This is a genomic window from Runella sp. MFBS21 (assembly GCF_029433105.1).
Classification (GTDB): domain Bacteria; phylum Bacteroidota; class Bacteroidia; order Cytophagales; family Spirosomataceae; genus Runella.
Window position 1 is genome coordinate 32,474 of record NZ_JARNTW010000016.1, and the last position, 16,993, is coordinate 49,466.

Annotated in this window: 18 protein-coding genes; 8 read left to right on the forward strand and 10 right to left on the reverse strand. The window is 41.4% G+C overall.

Annotation, left to right across the window (positions count from 1 at the left end; translation table 11 throughout):
• Positions 1–2 precede the first annotated feature (2 nt).
• Positions 3–824 carry an alpha/beta hydrolase gene (locus P1X15_RS23705; protein ID WP_277340624.1) on the forward strand — a complete coding sequence of 274 codons (822 nt, stop codon included), beginning with the start codon at positions 3–5 and terminating at the stop codon, positions 822–824.
• A gap of 153 nt (positions 825–977) precedes the next feature.
• Positions 978–2,537, forward strand: a complete 1,560-nt coding sequence (locus tag P1X15_RS23710) for an acyl-CoA carboxylase subunit beta (RefSeq protein WP_277340625.1) — start codon at positions 978–980, stop codon at positions 2,535–2,537.
• 2 nt (positions 2,538–2,539) lie between these two features.
• Here P1X15_RS23710 and P1X15_RS23715 read toward each other — a convergent pair whose 3' ends face one another.
• Together P1X15_RS23715 and P1X15_RS23720 are read right to left on the reverse strand one after the other, a co-directional pair.
• Positions 2,540–3,247, reverse strand: a complete 708-nt coding sequence (locus P1X15_RS23715) for a LytTR family DNA-binding domain-containing protein (protein WP_277340626.1) — start codon at positions 3,245–3,247, stop codon at positions 2,540–2,542.
• The gene (locus P1X15_RS23720) at positions 3,244–4,281 is read right to left on the reverse strand and encodes a sensor histidine kinase (RefSeq protein WP_277340627.1); all 1,038 of its coding nucleotides are present in this window, start codon (positions 4,279–4,281) and stop codon (positions 3,244–3,246) included. Before P1X15_RS23720 ends, P1X15_RS23715 begins: the two co-directional genes overlap by 4 nt.
• Positions 4,282–4,619: 338 nt before the next feature.
• Between P1X15_RS23720 and P1X15_RS23725 the strand changes: the two genes are divergently transcribed.
• The 3 genes from P1X15_RS23725 (at position 4,620) to P1X15_RS23735 (ending at position 8,338) form a co-directional block, all read left to right on the forward strand.
• Positions 4,620–7,022, forward strand: a complete 2,403-nt coding sequence (locus P1X15_RS23725) for a TonB-dependent receptor domain-containing protein (RefSeq protein WP_277340628.1) — start codon at positions 4,620–4,622, stop codon at positions 7,020–7,022.
• 62 nt (positions 7,023–7,084) lie between these two features.
• Positions 7,085–7,690: an intradiol ring-cleavage dioxygenase gene (locus P1X15_RS23730; RefSeq protein ID WP_277340629.1), complete on the forward strand. Its 606-nt coding sequence runs from the start codon at positions 7,085–7,087 to the stop codon at positions 7,688–7,690.
• Positions 7,691–7,705: 15 nt separating this feature from the next.
• Positions 7,706–8,338 carry a LysE family translocator gene (locus P1X15_RS23735; protein ID WP_277340630.1) on the forward strand — a complete coding sequence of 211 codons (633 nt, stop codon included), beginning with the start codon at positions 7,706–7,708 and terminating at the stop codon, positions 8,336–8,338.
• Positions 8,339–8,404: 66 nt separating this feature from the next.
• Here P1X15_RS23735 and P1X15_RS23740 read toward each other — a convergent pair whose 3' ends face one another.
• A complete protein-coding gene (locus P1X15_RS23740; RefSeq protein WP_028667736.1) occupies positions 8,405–8,956 on the reverse strand; it encodes a hypothetical protein in 552 nt (183 codons plus the stop codon).
• A 98-nt stretch (positions 8,957–9,054) separates the two neighbouring features.
• On the opposite strand from P1X15_RS23740, the gene P1X15_RS23745 reads away from it, so the two are divergent.
• On the forward strand, positions 9,055–9,279 hold the full coding sequence (locus P1X15_RS23745) for a CoA transferase (RefSeq protein ID WP_409049703.1): 225 nt from the start codon (positions 9,055–9,057) through the stop codon (positions 9,277–9,279).
• Positions 9,280–9,305: 26 nt separating this feature from the next.
• Here P1X15_RS23745 and P1X15_RS23750 read toward each other — a convergent pair whose 3' ends face one another.
• Complete coding sequence (locus P1X15_RS23750) at positions 9,306–10,454, reverse strand: RNA-guided endonuclease TnpB family protein (RefSeq protein ID WP_277340631.1); 1,149 nt, start codon at positions 10,452–10,454, stop codon at positions 9,306–9,308.
• A gap of 104 nt (positions 10,455–10,558) precedes the next feature.
• Between P1X15_RS23750 and P1X15_RS23755 the strand changes: the two genes are divergently transcribed.
• Both P1X15_RS23755 and P1X15_RS23760 read left to right on the forward strand, forming a co-directional pair.
• Positions 10,559–11,443: a CaiB/BaiF CoA-transferase family protein gene (locus tag P1X15_RS23755; RefSeq protein WP_277340706.1), complete on the forward strand. Its 885-nt coding sequence runs from the start codon at positions 10,559–10,561 to the stop codon at positions 11,441–11,443.
• A gap of 110 nt (positions 11,444–11,553) precedes the next feature.
• The gene (locus P1X15_RS23760; protein WP_277340632.1) at positions 11,554–12,972 is read left to right on the forward strand and encodes a thioredoxin family protein; all 1,419 of its coding nucleotides are present in this window, start codon (positions 11,554–11,556) and stop codon (positions 12,970–12,972) included.
• Between the two features lie 67 nt (positions 12,973–13,039).
• Here P1X15_RS23760 and P1X15_RS23765 read toward each other — a convergent pair whose 3' ends face one another.
• From P1X15_RS23765 to P1X15_RS23790, 6 genes are all read right to left on the reverse strand, one after another.
• On the reverse strand, positions 13,040–14,053 hold the full coding sequence (locus P1X15_RS23765; protein ID WP_277340633.1) for a zinc-binding alcohol dehydrogenase family protein: 1,014 nt from the start codon (positions 14,051–14,053) through the stop codon (positions 13,040–13,042).
• 143 nt (positions 14,054–14,196) lie between these two features.
• A complete protein-coding gene (gene coaE, locus P1X15_RS23770) occupies positions 14,197–14,793 on the reverse strand; it encodes a dephospho-CoA kinase (RefSeq protein ID WP_277340634.1) in 597 nt (198 codons plus the stop codon).
• 75 nt (positions 14,794–14,868) lie between these two features.
• Complete coding sequence (locus tag P1X15_RS23775; RefSeq protein WP_277340635.1) at positions 14,869–15,633, reverse strand: hypothetical protein; 765 nt, start codon at positions 15,631–15,633, stop codon at positions 14,869–14,871.
• 64 nt (positions 15,634–15,697) lie between these two features.
• Entirely contained in the window at positions 15,698–16,006 is a 309-nt protein-coding gene (yajC, locus tag P1X15_RS23780; protein ID WP_277340636.1) for a preprotein translocase subunit YajC, read from the reverse strand.
• A 78-nt stretch (positions 16,007–16,084) separates the two neighbouring features.
• Positions 16,085–16,519, reverse strand: coding sequence for a DUF1573 domain-containing protein (locus tag P1X15_RS23785; RefSeq protein ID WP_277340637.1), 435 nt, complete (start codon positions 16,517–16,519; stop codon positions 16,085–16,087).
• 119 nt (positions 16,520–16,638) lie between these two features.
• Complete coding sequence (locus P1X15_RS23790) at positions 16,639–16,941, reverse strand: YtxH domain-containing protein (RefSeq protein ID WP_028667729.1); 303 nt, start codon at positions 16,939–16,941, stop codon at positions 16,639–16,641.
• Positions 16,942–16,993: the final 52 nt, after the last annotated feature.

Here is a 16,993-nt window from a genome sequence, read left to right on the forward strand (position 1 = left end):
GTATGATGAAACGTTTTCTTTCACACTCTTGGATACTGCTACTATTGTCTGTAAGCCATGCTGCTTTAAGTCAAAGCACAGCAAAAAAACCATTTGTAATGGGGGTAATTGAAGAAATTTATTCAAACGAATTAAAAGAAAAACGGTATCTCAATATTTATTTACCTGAGGGGTATTCGCCAGATTCGGCGGCGCTATACCCCGTTATTTATCTGTTGGATGGTTCGGCCGACGAAGATTTCATCCATGTATCGGGCTTAGTTCAGTTTTATAATTTTCCTTGGATTGATGTTTTACCCAAATCTATCGTCGTAGGGATTGCCAATCGAGACAGAAAACGCGATTTTACTTATCCTACTACTATCGAGAAAGACAAAAAAGATTTTCCAACCACTGGGGGTTCTTCTCAATTTATCTCTTTTCTGGAGAAAGAACTTCAGCCTTATATTCAAAAAAACTACAAAACCAGCACCTCCAAAATGCTTATTGGTCAATCACTTGGAGGTTTACTAGCTACGGAAATTCTTTTCAAAAAACCTTCGATGTTTGACCAATATATCATCGTAAGTCCGAGCTTATGGTGGGATAAAGAATCCTTATTGAAGCTTTCTCCCGTAGCCCCTACTCAGCCCACTAAGGTAATAATAGCAGTAGGAAAGGAAGGGCGAATCATGGAGAGAGATGCAAAAAAACTCTACCAATTTCTCAAACATCAGGATTCTTCTCAGCTAAAAGTAGGTTTTGATTACTTAAAAAATAAAAACCACGCCACGATTTATCATCAAGCCCTTGCGAATGCCTTTATGCTACTCAAAGCATTATAATTAATACCCAAGATAGGTACAGGATTTGCATCGTTTTTTGACAAATTCTATACTTTTTTAGCAATATAAGAAGCTCATATGACATTAGAATAAGTCCAAAAGTCTCTTAAATTTGTGAAAGATTATACAAACCTTCAATGAACTTACCCTTACATGGCAACAACCCCAACATCCCCCAGTAAAACAGAAATTTTGGACAAAAAAAATGAGGAAGCGCTATTAGGCGGTGGTACAAAGCGTATCGAGCAACAACACAAAAAAGGCAAACTTCACGCCAGAGAGCGCGTTGAATTGCTGCTTGATGCGGGGTCGTTTGAAGAAATTGGGAAGTTTGTCATGCACCGTTGTAAAGACTTTGGACTTGATAAAGAGTACTATCTGGGCGACGGCGTTATCACGGGCTATGGTACTATTGAAGGACGCCTAGTGTATGTTTTTGCGCAAGATTTTACCGTTTTTGGGGGTTCTCTTTCTGAAACCCACGCCGAAAAGATCTGCAAAATCATGGATTTGGCCATGAAAAATGGAGCGCCTGTTATTGGGCTTAATGACTCAGGCGGTGCTCGTATTCAAGAAGGTGTATTGTCGTTGGCAGGTTATGCCGATATTTTTTACCGCAATACCCTTGCTTCGGGGGTCATTCCGCAAATTTCGGCGATTATGGGGCCTTGTGCGGGCGGGGCAGTGTATTCGCCTGCTATTACGGATTTCATTATGATGGTAGAAAACACCTCCTATATGTTTGTGACAGGTCCCAATGTAGTAAAGACCGTCACCCATGAAGATGTAACTTCGGAAGAACTTGGGGGGGCGATGACCCACGCCACCAAATCAGGCGTGACCCATTTTGTAAGTGCCAACGAAGTAGAATGCCTTCGTGACCTACGTCGTTTGTTGAGTTATATTCCCCAAAATTGCGAAGAAGAAGCTCCCATGCTCCCTTACGAAGCAAGCAATGAAAAAAGGCCCAAACTCAATACTCTTATCCCCGAAAACCCCAATCAACCTTATGATATGAGAGAGGTGATTGATGAGCTAGTAGATGAGGGAAGTTTTTGGGAAGTTCATAAATATTTTGCCGAAAATATCGTCGTCGGTTTTGCCCGTCTTGGTGGGCGGAGTATCGGCATTGTAGCCAATCAACCTGCGGTATTGGCGGGCGTACTTGATATCGATTCAAGCACCAAAGGGGCTCGATTTGTTAGGTTTTGTGATAGCTTCAATATTCCTTTGTTGGTATTGGAAGATGTACCCGGCTTTTTGCCTGGTACCGACCAAGAATGGAATGCTATCATCACCAACGGCGCCAAATTGCTTTATGCTTTTTGTGAAGCTACGGTGCCGCGCGTTACGGTCATTACTCGTAAAGCCTACGGTGGTGCCTATGATGTCATGAACTCAAAGCACATCGGAGCTGACATGAACTACGCTTGGCCTACGGCCGAAATCGCCGTGATGGGAGCGAGTGGAGCAGCGGAAATTATTTTCAAAAAAGAGATTGCCGAAGCAGATGACTCGGCAGCGAAGCTTCAAGAAAAAGTTCAAGAATATACCACTAAGTTTGCCAACCCCTACCGAGCTGCTCATCGCGGATATATTGATGAAGTGATTTATCCCGAACAAACGCGGGAGAAATTGTTAAGAGCTTTTAAAATGCTTGAAAACAAAGTCGCTAATCTCCCCAAAAAGAAACATGGCAATATTCCATTGTAAAGTCATCTTTTAACAAATTTGGATTCTATTTTTTCTAATACTTCGGCTCGTAGGTTGCGACTTAAGGGTAGCTTCTCGTCACCTACGTGGATTTCGTTGCCCTCTATACGGTCAATTTTACCTACCGGCACGAGGTAAGATTTATGAATTTTGACAAACTGCTCAGTAGGCAAATACTCTTCTAAACCTCTCATGGTCAAATAGGTAATGTATTTTCGCTGAGTAGTTTGTAAAACAATGTAGTTTTCTAAAGCTTTGACATACAGCAAATCTTTTATTTCTATTCGCTCGATTTTTCCGTCGCACTTCACAAAAAAATAATCAGCACTCGTAGTCAAACTTTTATTTTTTTGCTCATAAAAACCTTTGGCTTTCAAAGCAGCCTTTATAAAACGCTCAATCGAAATGGGCTTTAATAAATAATCCAACACATCCAACTCAAACCCCTCCAAAGCATATTGTGGATAGGCCGTCGTCACAATTACAGCGGGAGGATTTGGTATTTTTTTAAGAAGCTCTAGCCCACTCATTTGGGGCATCTCTATGTCCAAAAAAAGCAAATCAATCGGGTGCTGGGCCAATAGATTGATGGCCTTTAAGGGGCTTTCGGCTTCACCTACTAGACACAGCCATTCCAAATCTTCCACAAATTCTCGCAAAATCTGACGAGCTATTGGCTCATCATCCGCTATCAAACAATTGATTTTCATAGGCTTGATTTCAAGTTTATTTTTAGAAAAACGTCAAATAATTCGTTTGTTTCCCGAATTTCGAGTTGATAACACCGAGGATAAAGTAATTCCAATCTCCTTTTTACGTTGGCAATGCCAATGCCACTTGACGATGATTTAGGCTTCATTTGTTTTTCATTTTTAGTGTTTTTACACAAAAACACCAAAGCACCTTCTTCTGTAAACATCTGAATATCAATCACATTTAAAGCACTGACATGATCACTTACAAACTTAAAGGCGTTTTCGACAAAAGGCGAAAAAAGCAAGGGAGCTATCAAAATACCCTGTATATCCTGATGAAAATTTACCTCAACCTTCAAATTGTCATTTTTCCGTAAACGCTGAAGATTAATGTAGTTTTGGAGGTATTCTATTTCTTTTTCGATGCCTACTTTTTCTGCATTACATTCATACAACTGATACCGTAGCAAATCCGAAAACTGCACCACTAGCTGTCGTGCTATAGGGTTGGTTTTATGAATAGAGCCATAGATAAGATTTAGGGTATTAAACACCACATGTGGGTTCATCTGTGATTTGAGATATTGCAGCTCTGTTGCCAGTTGTTCATTTCTGATTTTTTGTACCAATTCTCTCTGATAAAACCACTCTCTGCTCAGCCAAATAGCCATGCTAAAAATAGCGTAAAATACCGCAATAGAGACATTATAAAAGGTATTGACCCACAATGTTTGTCGTTCGGTATCTCCCAATACATAGCCATATAGATACATATCGTGGAGATTTTTGAACAGCACATAGGCCAGAACCAATCCTGCTAGGCTCAAAAAATATCCTCCATAACGCTTGGCATTGAACAACCTTGGAATCAATATCCACAAATTACCATAAATAACGCCCGCCAGTAGGAGATTTCGTACCAATAACTCTCCCACAAAGTCACCCCAGCTCAGCTTGTCAATAATATAGCTGCGGTTGTAGGCATGAAATGAAATCGTTGCCAGCCAAAACAAGACGTGGTCTATACGATATCTAAAAAGTATTTCCATGCTGAAAGTTAGGGAATTGCGGGGTTGTAGCCCAAATAATTTACGTCAAACATCTAAATCACTTGACGAGTGCTTTTAGGGTGCCTTTTATCAAGTATTTTTATCTTCTCACCTAAGAAATTATCTCCCTTTGCATACGCTTATTTCTTTTGTATCATCAAAGTGTCAGGGTCATAAAAGTTAACTAAAGCCCAAAAAATAGAAAGCTGATGCAACATTCTCTAAAAAAATGTCTCCTTGCTGTAACCAATCTAAAAAAATAGAGTATTCACGACAACATCCATCCTAACCACAAAATCTATTCACTCACTCTTTTTGACAGCCAAATAATCTAAACCATGAAACATTTATGCTGCTTGGCCCTATTTTTAGGGCTTACGGGCTATGCTTTTGCCCAAAAATCAAAAATCACGGGTTTTATCCTTGATTCTGCATCTCGCAAACCTGTTGAATTTGCAACGGTGGCACTCTTGCAAAACAACAAAATTTTAGAAGGAGCAACTTCTGATGTAACTGGCAAATTCGTGTTTTCGAAAGTAGCTGATGGAAACTACGAAATCAGAATTACCTTCGTAGGTTATCAAGATAAGGTAGTAAATGGACTAAAAGTAAGCCAAGATAATGACCTAGATGTAGGTGTTATTTCATTTTCACAAACCGCCCAACAACTCAATGAAGTAAGGGTGGTAGAACAAAAAGCTTTGTTTGAAGACAAACCCGACCGCTTGGTGTATAATGCCGAAAAAGACATCACAATCAAGGGAGGAAATGCGGGGGATGTATTGCGCAAAATCCCTTCGATTGCGGTAGATTTGGACGGTAACGTCGAACTCCGTGGAAGTTCAAACATCAAAGTACTCATCAACAATAAGCCTTCCAATCTGATGGCGAAGAGTATTGCCGATGTATTGAAACTTATCCCCGCCGACGACATCAAGCAGATTGAGGTAATCACCTCACCCTCTGCCAAATACGACGCCGAAGGCACAGCGGGTATCATCAATATCATCACTAAACGAAACAACTTACAAGGCATCAATGGCAAGGCCAATACGTCTTTTGGTCGCTGGAATGATAACTACAACGGCTCGCTCAACTACCGTAAAAAAAGCTTTGGGGTATCGGCAAGAGGGGGTTTTAACAAATGGCGTAACCTAGGCGAAAACAGCCTGACTCGTCTCTCCACCGTCGAAAGTTATCAAACCAAACTTATCCAAAATACTTCATTTAGGGGCGGTGGCGAAAACCTTTATGGCAATATTTCGGCGGAATGGGATATTGATACCCTCAATCGTTTAAGTGCAGGACTCAACTTTTATGATGGCAAAAATGCTATGAATTTTGACTACTTCAATGAATTTTCGAGCGGTACTGCCACTCCATCCTTGTTTACCCGAAAATTATATCGCATTTATGATTGGGACGGGGGCACGCTCAACATTGACTATAATAAGACTTTCAAAAAGCCTAAAAAAGAATTTAACGTTCTGACTATGTTTTCGAAAGAAGCAGAAGATAGTTATTACAACCTCGATCAGCTCAACGCCGAAAACATTATTTATTACCGCGAAAAAAGCCCTAATGTAAGCCGCAATTATGAAGGGACTATCCAAATAGATTTTACCAATCCGCTTGATAGCGTCAGTACCTTAGAAGTCGGGGCCAAAAGTATTTTGAGAAATGTAAAAAGCGACTATCGGGTAGCCACTGCCCTCGACGGAAGTGATGATTTTCAGGATGTGCCCGCACTTGCCAATGTCTTTGATTATAACCAGCAAGTAGCCTCTGCTTACCTTGCCTACTCGCGTACTTCCAAAAACAAATGGAGTATCAATGCCGGCGCTCGCTATGAGCATACTTTTATTCAAGCAGAGTTTTTGGCGGGTAAGGTGCCTTTCTCAAACAATTATGGCAACCTCATTCCCAATGTCAGTATTTCGAGAAATTTACCAAAAAACCAAAAATTAAAACTCAGCTACTCACAGCGAATCCAGCGCCCTATGCTTTGGTTTTTAAATCCTTACGTAAATGCGAGTGAGCCTCAGTCAACCTATTCGGGCAATCCTTATCTCAACCCCGAACTAACCCACAGCGCTGAAGCAAGCTATAACGTTTATATCAAAGAGTCATCGGTGAATGCCACCTTTTTCATGCGCCAAACCAACAATGCCATCGAACGCATCCGTACCGTAGATAGCGAAGGAGTGTCTAATTTGACTTTCCAGAATATTTCTCAAAATATCTCCTACGGACTCACGCTGAGTGGTTCGGCCAAAATCAAGAAAAAATTCACTTCTAATGGCTCTATCAATTTGTATTATAACATCCTCAATAGTCCTGCCCTACAGGCTCAAAACTCCAATTGGATGTACCGCCTCAACCTTAATTCTACCTACGATTTTGGGAAAGGCTTAAAAGCGCAATTCTTTGGCTTTTTCAATTCACCAAGGGTAATGCTGCAAGGCAAAATCGGAGGCTATGCCTATTACAATGTAGCTTTACAAAAAGAAATCTTAAAGAAAAAAGGCTCTGTTAGTCTAGGGCTAGACAACTTTTTTGCCCCTTATATCGAACAAAAAATTCAATTTTCCTCCCCTACTTTTGTCCAAGATGGTATGAGTCGGTTCTTCAATCGGGGTTGGCGAGTAAGTTTTTCTTATGAATTTGGAAAAATGAGCAGCCAACCTCAGCGCAGTAAGAAAAGCATCAACAACGATGATAAAAAAGGCGGCGAAAACTAAGACGCCTTTGTGGTAATACGCTTTCTTGAGAGGAGATTTTCAGATTATTTATAAAAAAACAAATGAAAAAGCTGACCTTAACTTTGATGTGTACCGCTATCATTTCAGTAGGTTATTGTCAAAAAATAGGGGGTGGTTGCGAAGATTGCGAGCTGATGTTTGAAGGTATTCCTGAGCAGCTGCATTGGCAAACCACCCTCGCCTCTCCCAAAGAAGAAGGCGAACGTATGATGATTAGCGGTACGATTTACCAAAAAGACGGTAAAACACCAGCGGCGGGCGTTATCTTGTACGTATATCATACGGATGTAAAAGGTGAATACAAACCTGCCGCTGCCCAAAAGCACGGGCGGCGGCATGGACATCTTCGTGGATGGATGAAGACCGACGCCCAAGGGCGCTATCAGTTTAGTACGATTCGCCCAGCGGCGTATCCTAATCAGCGATTTGCGGCCCATATCCATCCTATCATCAAGGAATCGAAAAAAAATGAATATTGGATTGACGAATATCAGTTTGAAGATGACCCACTCCTTACCCAAAAAGACTTACAAAATGCCCAAAATCGCGGCGGTTCGGGCATTATCAAACTAACCAAAAATGAAAAAGGTATCTGGATTGGCAAAAGAGATATAACTTTAGGAAAAAATATTCCTAATTACTATTAACTCCTATCTCTTCAGATGAATGCTAGCGATTTTTTGCTTTTTGCTTTTGCTACCCTAATGCTCAACCTCACCCCCGGTGCCGACATGATATACGTCGCTACGCGTAGTACGACCCAAGGCACTAAAGCAGGAATCGTATCGGCATTGGGGATTGCAGGGGGGTGTTTAATTCATACCTTAGCTGCTGTTTTGGGACTATCGGTACTCATCGCAAAGTCGGCGGTGGCTTTCAATATCGTTAAGTTTCTGGGAGTGGGCTATTTGTGTTATTTAGGTATCACTGCTTTGTTAGATAAAAGTCACTTGTCAACAAGCACTAAAGTAGAAGTAATTCCGCTCAAAAAAATCTTTTGGCAGGGTGTTTATACCAATACCCTTAATCCCAAAGTAGCGTTGTTTTTCTTGGCTTTTTTGCCACAATTTGCGCACGTAGAGGCCGAAAACTTCAAATGGCAAATCTTATTTTTGGGAGTTTGGTTTAACTTATCAGGGACGTTGGTAAACGGTTTAGTGGCGGTTGTGTTTGGAAAAGCTGGTAATTATTTCAACAAACTCCCCCATTTTGCGCGTCTTCAAAACAAAATTACTGGCATCATGATGATTGGCTTAGGGGCCTATTTGGCTTTTGCAAAAAAGGCTAATTCCTAACGCTATTCATAGAAAAGGGGAAACCCTTACGGACTTCCCCCTTTTGTATTGGCTTGCTCGATGGGTTTATTCGTCGTCTTCGTCGCTCGTAAACGAATAAAGAGTCGTGTCCAATTTCAGACGGCCACTGTTAAAATCCTCGATAAATTTTGAAACTACGTCGTCCGTAATGGCTTCTACATTCAAACTAGCATCTAGTCCTACGCCATATTCAAAATCGGTTTCAATCTCCAAGTGTTCTTTCACTTTTACCGCTTCTTCTTCTTCGAAGGTTTCGATCAATTCGGTGATTAGCTCTTCGGCTTCTTCTTCCTCTTCAGGGCTCATGTTAAAACCGGGACCACGCTCATCAAGAGGCAAGTATTTAGGATATACCTTTTGGGCTTGTTCTACGGCTTTTTCATATACCAAACTACTATGATGTAAGCGTAGGGTATAAATAATTGCATCGTAAATAACCTCTTGGCCTTTATAATTTCCAACAAACTGCACATGTGCCAGCTCGCCTTGGTCGGCCATACTATCTTCTTCATCATCACAATGAACAAAATTGGTACCGGCTTCGCGGCATTCTTCTTTGAGAAGTTCTATTTCTTCGGGACTATATCCGTCATTCATAATATTGTCTGATTTTATTGATGAAGTAAAATAACCGAATCATTAGGGGAAATCAAAGAATATATGACAAATTTGGAGCAAATAAGCAGTTGATACCCATGAAAGATTTTTTTAAAGACAACCTTAGAGTGGTCGAGCTTGCTAGCGTGTTGGCAGGGCCGGCAGTGGGCATGTTTTTTGCCGAACTTGGGGCAGAAGTTATCAAAATCGAAAACAAAAAAACGGGAGGTGATATGACTCGCACTTGGAAACTCCCCTCCGAAAATCCAGTCTTTTCTTTCTCGGCTTACTATGCAAGTTTGACTACTCCCCCGCATGAATGACGGGGGATTCTTGCGAAAGATTCGAGCTACTGCCCCGTCTTAGCTCGCAACGGATGAGTCCCCACCCGGAATATCTTAGAGAGTCCAAAGTTGCGGATATTGATTGCCGCATTCAGGTCTCTATCATGTTTGGTTTCACACTTTGCACAAGTCCACTCCCGTTCCGAAAGAACGAGTTCGCCTTTGTGTTGACCACAGCTTGAACAGATTTTAGAACTTGGCTCAAAGCGACCTATCTGTTCAAAGTTCTTACCATACCACTCGCATTTATACCGGACTTGGTTTTCAAACATACTCCATCCCACGTCGGCAATCGAACGGGATAGGTTCTTGTTTTTAACCATTCCGACAATATTCAAATCTTCCATCACGACTGTATCGAACTGCTTGACTATCGCAGTTGATGTTTTGTGGAGAAAGTCTTTGCGTTGGTTGCTTACTTTCTCATGGAGTTTAGCAACTACTAAGTTTTGCTTTTGATAGCCTTTACTTTGCTCTTTTGCCCCTTTGCGGAACCGACGTTTAAGCGTTCGTTGCTCAACCCGCAATCGTTTTAGAGAATGAAACAGAAACTTAGGGTTATCAATCTTGCTTCCATCTGACAGCGTAGCAAAGTGTTTAAGACCCACATCAATTCCAACGGCAGTATGGCCAACCATTGGATTCTTTACGGCAGCAGCTTGTCCAGTCTCAACCAGAATAGAGACAAAGTATTTGCCTGGTGGTGTTTTGCTAACGGTAGCATTGCGGATAGTACCATTGAATCCTCTGGAAACAATCAACTTTACCCATTTCAACTTGGGCAGAAACAATGCCCCGGCTTCCCAATCAACCTTTACGCCTTGTGGAACGTGAAAAGATTGTTTGTGTCGCTTTGATTTAAAGCGAGGGAATTTAGCCCGACCCTTAAAGAAGTTGGAGAACGCATTATCCAGATTGGAAATGGCGTGTTGAAGGGCATGAGTAGGTGATTCATAGAGCCACTCAAATTCGGTTTTCAACTCGGTTAACTGTTTCATCAAATCAAAGCAGTTAACCGACACGCCTTTGGTATAAACGTGTATCTTGGTTTCTAAGGCAAGATTGTACACGAATCGACATGACCCCATGATTTGATTCAGGTGGTTAGTCTGTTCAGGGGTCGGAGCCAACTCGTATTTAAACGCCTTTAACATACCCAAAGATACGCATTTTGCAATAAACAAAAAAAGTATTGCAAAAATAAAATCGGATTCGTGCGCTCGGCCTAAAGGACCGGGGCTTGCGTCGCCTGTAATTTATCGTCAATTGGAACAAAACTAGCTTCTTATTAGATTTAGAAAACCCCACTGACCGGCAGCAGCTTTATGATATTATTGAAACCGCCGACATCGTCATTAGTAATTATCGCCTACAAGTTGCCCAAAAATTAGGCGTAGACTATGCCACTCTTTCGGCGTTAAATTCGTCTCTTATCTTTGCCCAACTCAACGCCTTCGATTCCGAAAGCGAACGCCCCGCTTTCGACGTAGTACTCCAAGCCGAAGCGGGTTTTATGTACATGAATGGCGAAGCTGACGGGCCTCCTATCAAGATGCCCGTTGCTTTGATTGATGTCTTAGCAGCTCACCAACTCAAAGAAGGGATTTTACTCGCCCTACTTCGCCGCACCCAAACCGGAAAAGGAGCCTTCGTACAAACCTCTTTGTTTGAAGCCGCAGTAGCTTCTTTGGTCAATCAAGCTACCAACTGGCTCATGGGTGGATATATCCCTCAACGCATGGGAACTCAACATCCCAATATCGCTCCCTACGGCGACCTATATACTTGTAGCGATGGGCAGCAGATTGTATTGGCCGTAGGCACCGAAAAACAGTTTGCTCATTTGTGCTATCAACTAAAGCTAGAAGCCTTATTGGAAGACCTACGATTTGACACCAATGCTGCTAGAGTGAAAAATCGGGCAGTAGTACTAAACGCCCTATTGTCTGAGAAAATTTCTGTACAGGAATCCTCTATTTTGTTGCAAAATCTTGAAAAACAAGGAGTTCCTTCGGCATCCATTCGCAATATGCAGCAGGTATTTACGCTCCCTGCTGCACAATCCATGATTTTGGAAGAAACTTGGCCCGACGGCACTCTGAGCCAACGCGTCAAAACGGTAGCGTTTGAAATACAAGCTTAAACTTTTTAAACTAATTCCAAAACACAATTTTAATAAATTACCGCCTTACTGTAACTTACACACCCAAGTGAAGTATCTTTTACAAATGCCATCTCTAATCTGCTTCACTTATGATTAAAATCCTCGCGATTACCCAATTTTTACTTCTACTTTCCTCTGTTATGATTTGGGGAAAAAGCACGTTTTCAGCCCAACTGGCTTCTTTTCCCTCCGCCGAGTACCGCCTCGTTTATCAACAAAACATGCTAAATGCTTATCGAGGAGAAGTACTAGCCCAAGGCAAATCGGACATTCATGGAACGTTTTCCGTTTCTTTTTCCATTACTTCTCCACAGCCCCTATTATTATTTATTGGGAATCAGTTTTTTAAAATTTGGTTCACTCCCGAAGCATCCCTTCACTTCAAAGAAGCGGAGGGCCGATTTGAGTTTAATGGAACCAATGCCCTTGAAAATAAATTTTTGTTTGACACTCGATTGATGCAGCCTTACACTGTCAATCCAGTAGCCACCTCGACTCACTTTGAGCCTGATTCACAAATCACTTACTTGTCTCAGCTAGAAAAAGAACGTTGGGACCAATATCGCAACACAATTGCCCATCAAAATGTATCACCAATCTTCCAGTCATTTGTGACTGGCGAAATCAACGGTTTTACTTTTTTACAAAAAAACCAATATCCCCAACGCTTTATTTACATGACCAAGACCCTACGGATAGAAGATATTCCTGAGAATTATTATGATTTTTGGCAGGGGTTTCAATTGTTAGACGATGCAACACCGAGCGATATCTATCATCAAAGTTTGCAGGCATTTATCGAGTTTAAAGCCAAAAGTAAAGTAGGACATTCTGCAGATATGAATGAGCTATATCAAACCGAATTTGCGCTGATGGATTCGCTCTTAAAAGGCAGACCTCTCACACTTCAGCGACAGAAGGCTGAGGCTATCCGCTTTTTGATTCAATATACAGATTTGAATGAGCTTTCTCAAAAAGCTATCCATACCCTGTATAACGATTTCCCGAGTTCTTCCTATGTTGTTTTTTTGGAAAAAGAATGGAGAAAAAAAACAAAAACGATGCTTTCTAGCCCAAGCTTTCAACTACGCGATTCACAAGGCAATTTAGTGGCCAGTAAAGATTTGAAGGGCAAAGTAGTATATATTGATTTTTGGGGGAGTTGGTGTCAACCCTGTATAGCTTTGATACCGAGTTCGGAGAAGTTGCAACAAAAGTTTAAAAATCAACCAGTAGTTTTTCTGTTCATCAACTTCCATGATTCTAAAGAAAAATGGCTTAAAACCCTACAACAAAGGCAACTGACAGGTCTACATTTGAAAGCTGAGAAAGAAAATGAAGCTTACTTTCAGGAGGTTTTTGGGATAGGAGAAGGCTTTCCTCGGTATGCCTTACTCGACCGAGAAGGAAAATTACAGTCAACGGCCGCTCCCCGCCCCGACTCTCCCGAAATTGTTCCTTTGTTGGAACAGTTTATTAAAGCCGAACAGAAATTATCAGATAAATAAAAAATAGCCTGCCAAACAAAAAGGTTGTTTGGCAGGCCAATTTAATAAAAGTCACTCTTTTTTTTGCTCAAAAAGTAATTGCCACTTTTCCAATGGTTTTACCCGACTCAAGAAGTTGATGTGCTTGTTTAAAATTCTCTACCGTCAATCCCTCTAGCGTCAGATATAAGGTAGATTGAAGTGCCTCGGCTTCTACAAGGTCGGCGATTTGGTTTAGGATATGGTGCTGTTGTATCATATCTTCGGTCTGAAACATGCTTCGCGTATACATATATTCCCAAGAAAAACTAGCACTCTTGGTTTTCAGCTTGTTGAGAGCTACCGGTTCACTACTTGCCGTGATAGATCCAATATGCCCCTGAGGTTTGATAAGCTCCACCATAGCATCCCAATAAGCACCCGTATTTACAAAATCAGCGATAAAATCAACATAATGAAAGCCTGCATTGTGCACTCCATTCACCAAATCTTGGTGGTTAACTACTACATCTGCACCCATTTTTTTGCACCACTCTACGGTTTCGGGGCGCGAGGCCGTAGCAATGACAGTAAGCCCGGCTACCGTTTTTGCTAATTGAATGGCGATTGAGCCCATACCACCAGCACCTCCGATAATCAAAAGCGTTTTACCTTTGTCTTTTTCGGTACTAATCCGCATTCGGTCAAAGAGGATTTCCCAGGCCGTCAGTCCCGTTAGAGGAATCACTGCCGCCTCAGCCACGCTCAAGTTTTTGGGTTTTCGCCCTACTATACGTTCGTCAATTAACTGATAATCAGCATTGCTCCCTGGCTTCGTAATATCTCCGGCATAATAAACTTCATCGCCCTTTTTGAATAACGTTACCGCTTCGCCTACTTCTTCTACGATTCCCACCGCATCCCAGCCTATGATTTTGGGAGTATCCAAAACTACCTCTTTGGCGCTGTTTTGACGGATTTTGTAATCAACAGGGTTTACACTCACAGCTTGTACTTTCACCAATAAATCGTGCGCATGAGGTGTGGGTTTTTCGGTTTCAAAAGCGATAAAACTTTCTTGCTCAACAATAGGAAGCGATCTCTTAAATCCAATAGCTTTCATGTATAATTTCGTTGTTTTTTCAATTTGGCTATGTAGCTTTCGCTACTTTTTTAACCAAATAAAAAGCATTTGCGTTTCTAGGAAGTTAGAATTTTGGAAGAATAAGAAAAAACGAAGAAGTGCTCAGCGTAGTTTGGGCACCGTTATTTCTGTTGCGAAAATAGCTCGTGCAACTGCCATATTTTGGGCAAAAGGAGTTGTTGCTCATCATTATGAATCACAAAATCAGCGATTTTTAAGCGTTCTTCTTCCGACACTTGCCGATTGATAATATCTCTAATTTCGGTTTCGGAGCGGTGAGGGTCGCGCTGTTGTACTCTTTTCACCCGCAAGTCCACAGGTGCTTGCACTACGACCACTTTATCCAAAGAATTGTTGCTACCCGCTTTGCTCATAATAGCTGCTTCCTTCACAACATAGGGCGCATTTTGGTAGGTCTCCATCCATTGTAAGGTATCTTCACCCACACGTGGATGTACCACAGCATTGAGTTCACGCAAAAGCACGGGATTTTGAAACACTCGCCCTGCTACCCATTGACGGTTGTAGCTACCTTCAGCAGTGTATGCTTCGTTTCCTAACAATGCCTCTACGGTTTTTCGGAGTTTAGGGTCATGATTAAGAAGCCATTTAGCACGCTCATCAGCCGAGTACACCGGCACTCCTAACGCCCCAAAAACTCGACATACTAAGCTTTTGCCAGAACCAATTCCTCCCGTAATTCCGATTTGAAGTGCCATTTTGGGGGGTAGTGCAAAATTTTACGGTTTTGAAGAACAAAAAAGGAACTTACTTTTTCAAAAAGTATTTCCTCTCTATTTCTTCTTTTTTGATTTGTTTTTTGAAGATGTTTCTTTGGCGGGCTGTGCGGCTTTAACGGCTGGGGTGGGATTGATATTTCTTAGAAGTTCGCCTACTTCAAAGCTCACAAAAACCCGCTCTGCACTTGCCTTCAATAAAGGCGATTGGGGATATCGGATAGGCAGTTCTTCATCATAATTCCCCTGAATCTTTTGGGCGGGCACTTTCACAACGATGGTATCAGGGATATCCACAATAAGCGACGTAGGGCCATCAAAAGTAACAGTAGATGGATTAAGATTAATAAAACTTGAGACCACAAAACGAGGTGCAAGATTGAGCCCAATGCTATCAACTTTCAGCACGCTGGTTTTTATCATTCGTTCCTCAAAATCCAATACCCCTGAGTCAAGCACTATATTAGAGATACGAACATCCTTCACCTGCTCATGCATCGTGGCTACTAGTGCATTAGTATTAAGTACCGAAGTCGCAAGCGGATTGGTAAGAGGGTATGAAACTGGCGGTACCGTAAACGAAAGAGATTTTCGCAGTAGTGTCCATCCATTGCCTACCAATACCGCACTTACACTTTTGGGAAGCGGTGTAGTAGGAATGTACAATGAGTCGTTGTAGGTAATATGGATAGGATAGCGTACTTGCAGGGTGTAGCCATCTTTATTGAGCTCATTGAAGAGCCAAATTACCGTAGCCGCAATCATACACAAGATAGCAATGCGGCTACGAGAAGGTTGTGACGAGAGAGGAATCTGTGCCAATGTGAATAACAGGTTAGTGTCTTATGAGAGAGTCATGCTCTCCATTTAGTCTAAACCTACCATGTTATGCGGCAGGAGTAGATACCTTACGCGAAATCGACGATTTTTCAAATTTGAGTTTAGTTCCTTTACCATCAACTTCCACAGTTACTGTATTTTCATATACCGATACTACAGTTCCGTGTAAGCCCCCTATAGTGACGATTTCGTCTCCTTTTTTAAGTTCTTCCAAAAATTTCTTTTGGTCTTTTTGCTTTTTTTGTTGGGGACGAATCATAAAAAAATAAAAAACGCCAATGATACCTGCCCAAAGAACAAGTTGGTATATCATAGATGATTGCCCTCCTTGGGCTTGTAAAAGAATAGTTTGCATAAAAGTTGATTGTTTTGAATCAGTTGGTTGAGTTTTACTCAATCAAATAAACAGGATTAGGTTATTAAAAATACAATGTTAGGGAGTAGCGGTTGTGTCTTTGGTAGCGACCACATTGGCTTTAAACTGAATTTCGCTAGTAGCGGGATTGGTATTGGCAAAAATGGTCACCGTTTTTAACTGCTGTCCTTCTTTACCTTTGCTATTAAAATGTACCAAAATAGACTCTTCTTCTCCGGGGCCGATTGGTTCGCGGGGCCATTGAGGAATGGTACAGCCACAAGAAGCACTTACATTATTGATAATCAGCGGAAAATCACCCACATTCTTAAATTTGAATCGGTGTTCTACTTCCTGCCCTTCTTTGACAGTCCCAAAATCAAAATTTTTTATGTCTTCAGCAAACTCAAATTTTGGGAGTTTATCATCCATATTGTTGGCAGCAGTTTTGTCTTGATTGCTACCGCACGAAAACAAACCAACACTTACAAGGATAAAAAAAAGAATCCGCATTTTGATCTAATTTTTTAAGGATAATTTAAGTGAGCAAAAATTAAAAAGCTTAAGACATACCTTTTTTTATATAAAAAATAAGGATGCCCTCGCGTATGAGCTACACGAGGGCAGGTAGTTTATACGGTTTGTTTTTTGATTTGAGCCATCAAACGATCTACATCTTCGAGCAAGCGTTCTGCTTTTTCGCGTGCGTCGGTTACCACTTTTTGGCCTTCTGTTTTGGCCAAACTTTCTGGCAAATCTTTTCCTTCTAGCAAATCAGAAATCAACCCTTGCAATTGCTCACGGTATTTTGAAAGCCGATACGACAGTTTGTCACGAGTGATTTCTCCCTTTTCGGGGGCATACAATACCCCAATGGCAGCTCCTGTAGCTACTCCAGCCAAAAAAGCCACTAATGTTCTTGATGAATTGCTCATGTTTTGGAATGTTTTCTTGTAATCCTGCGATTACTAATGATTATTTGTCACT

Coding starts and splice junctions, on each gene's coding strand:
- P1X15_RS23720 (WP_277340627.1), bottom strand. CDS start 4,281: ATGGAAATACTTTTTAGATATCGTATAGACCACGTCTTGTTTTGGCTG.
- P1X15_RS23705 (WP_277340624.1), top strand. CDS start 3: ATGATGAAACGTTTTCTTTCACACTCTTGGATACTGCTACTATTGTCT.
- P1X15_RS23745 (WP_409049703.1), top strand. CDS start 9,055: ATGAAAGATTTTTTTAAAGACAACCTTAGAGTGGTCGAGCTTGCTAGC.
- P1X15_RS23735 (WP_277340630.1), top strand. CDS start 7,706: ATGAATGCTAGCGATTTTTTGCTTTTTGCTTTTGCTACCCTAATGCTC.
- P1X15_RS23760 (WP_277340632.1), top strand. CDS start 11,554: ATGATTAAAATCCTCGCGATTACCCAATTTTTACTTCTACTTTCCTCT.
- P1X15_RS23785 (WP_277340637.1), bottom strand. CDS start 16,519: ATGCGGATTCTTTTTTTTATCCTTGTAAGTGTTGGTTTGTTTTCGTGC.
- P1X15_RS23710 (WP_277340625.1), top strand. CDS start 978: ATGGCAACAACCCCAACATCCCCCAGTAAAACAGAAATTTTGGACAAA.
- P1X15_RS23715 (WP_277340626.1), bottom strand. CDS start 3,247: ATGAAAATCAATTGTTTGATAGCGGATGATGAGCCAATAGCTCGTCAG.
- P1X15_RS23740 (WP_028667736.1), bottom strand. CDS start 8,956: ATGAATGACGGATATAGTCCCGAAGAAATAGAACTTCTCAAAGAAGAA.
- P1X15_RS23725 (WP_277340628.1), top strand. CDS start 4,620: ATGAAACATTTATGCTGCTTGGCCCTATTTTTAGGGCTTACGGGCTAT.
- coaE (WP_277340634.1), bottom strand. CDS start 14,793: ATGGCACTTCAAATCGGAATTACGGGAGGAATTGGTTCTGGCAAAAGC.
- yajC (WP_277340636.1), bottom strand. CDS start 16,006: ATGCAAACTATTCTTTTACAAGCCCAAGGAGGGCAATCATCTATGATA.
- P1X15_RS23790 (WP_028667729.1), bottom strand. CDS start 16,941: ATGAGCAATTCATCAAGAACATTAGTGGCTTTTTTGGCTGGAGTAGCT.
- P1X15_RS23750 (WP_277340631.1), bottom strand. CDS start 10,454: ATGTTAAAGGCGTTTAAATACGAGTTGGCTCCGACCCCTGAACAGACT.
- P1X15_RS23765 (WP_277340633.1), bottom strand. CDS start 14,053: ATGAAAGCTATTGGATTTAAGAGATCGCTTCCTATTGTTGAGCAAGAA.
- P1X15_RS23730 (WP_277340629.1), top strand. CDS start 7,085: ATGAAAAAGCTGACCTTAACTTTGATGTGTACCGCTATCATTTCAGTA.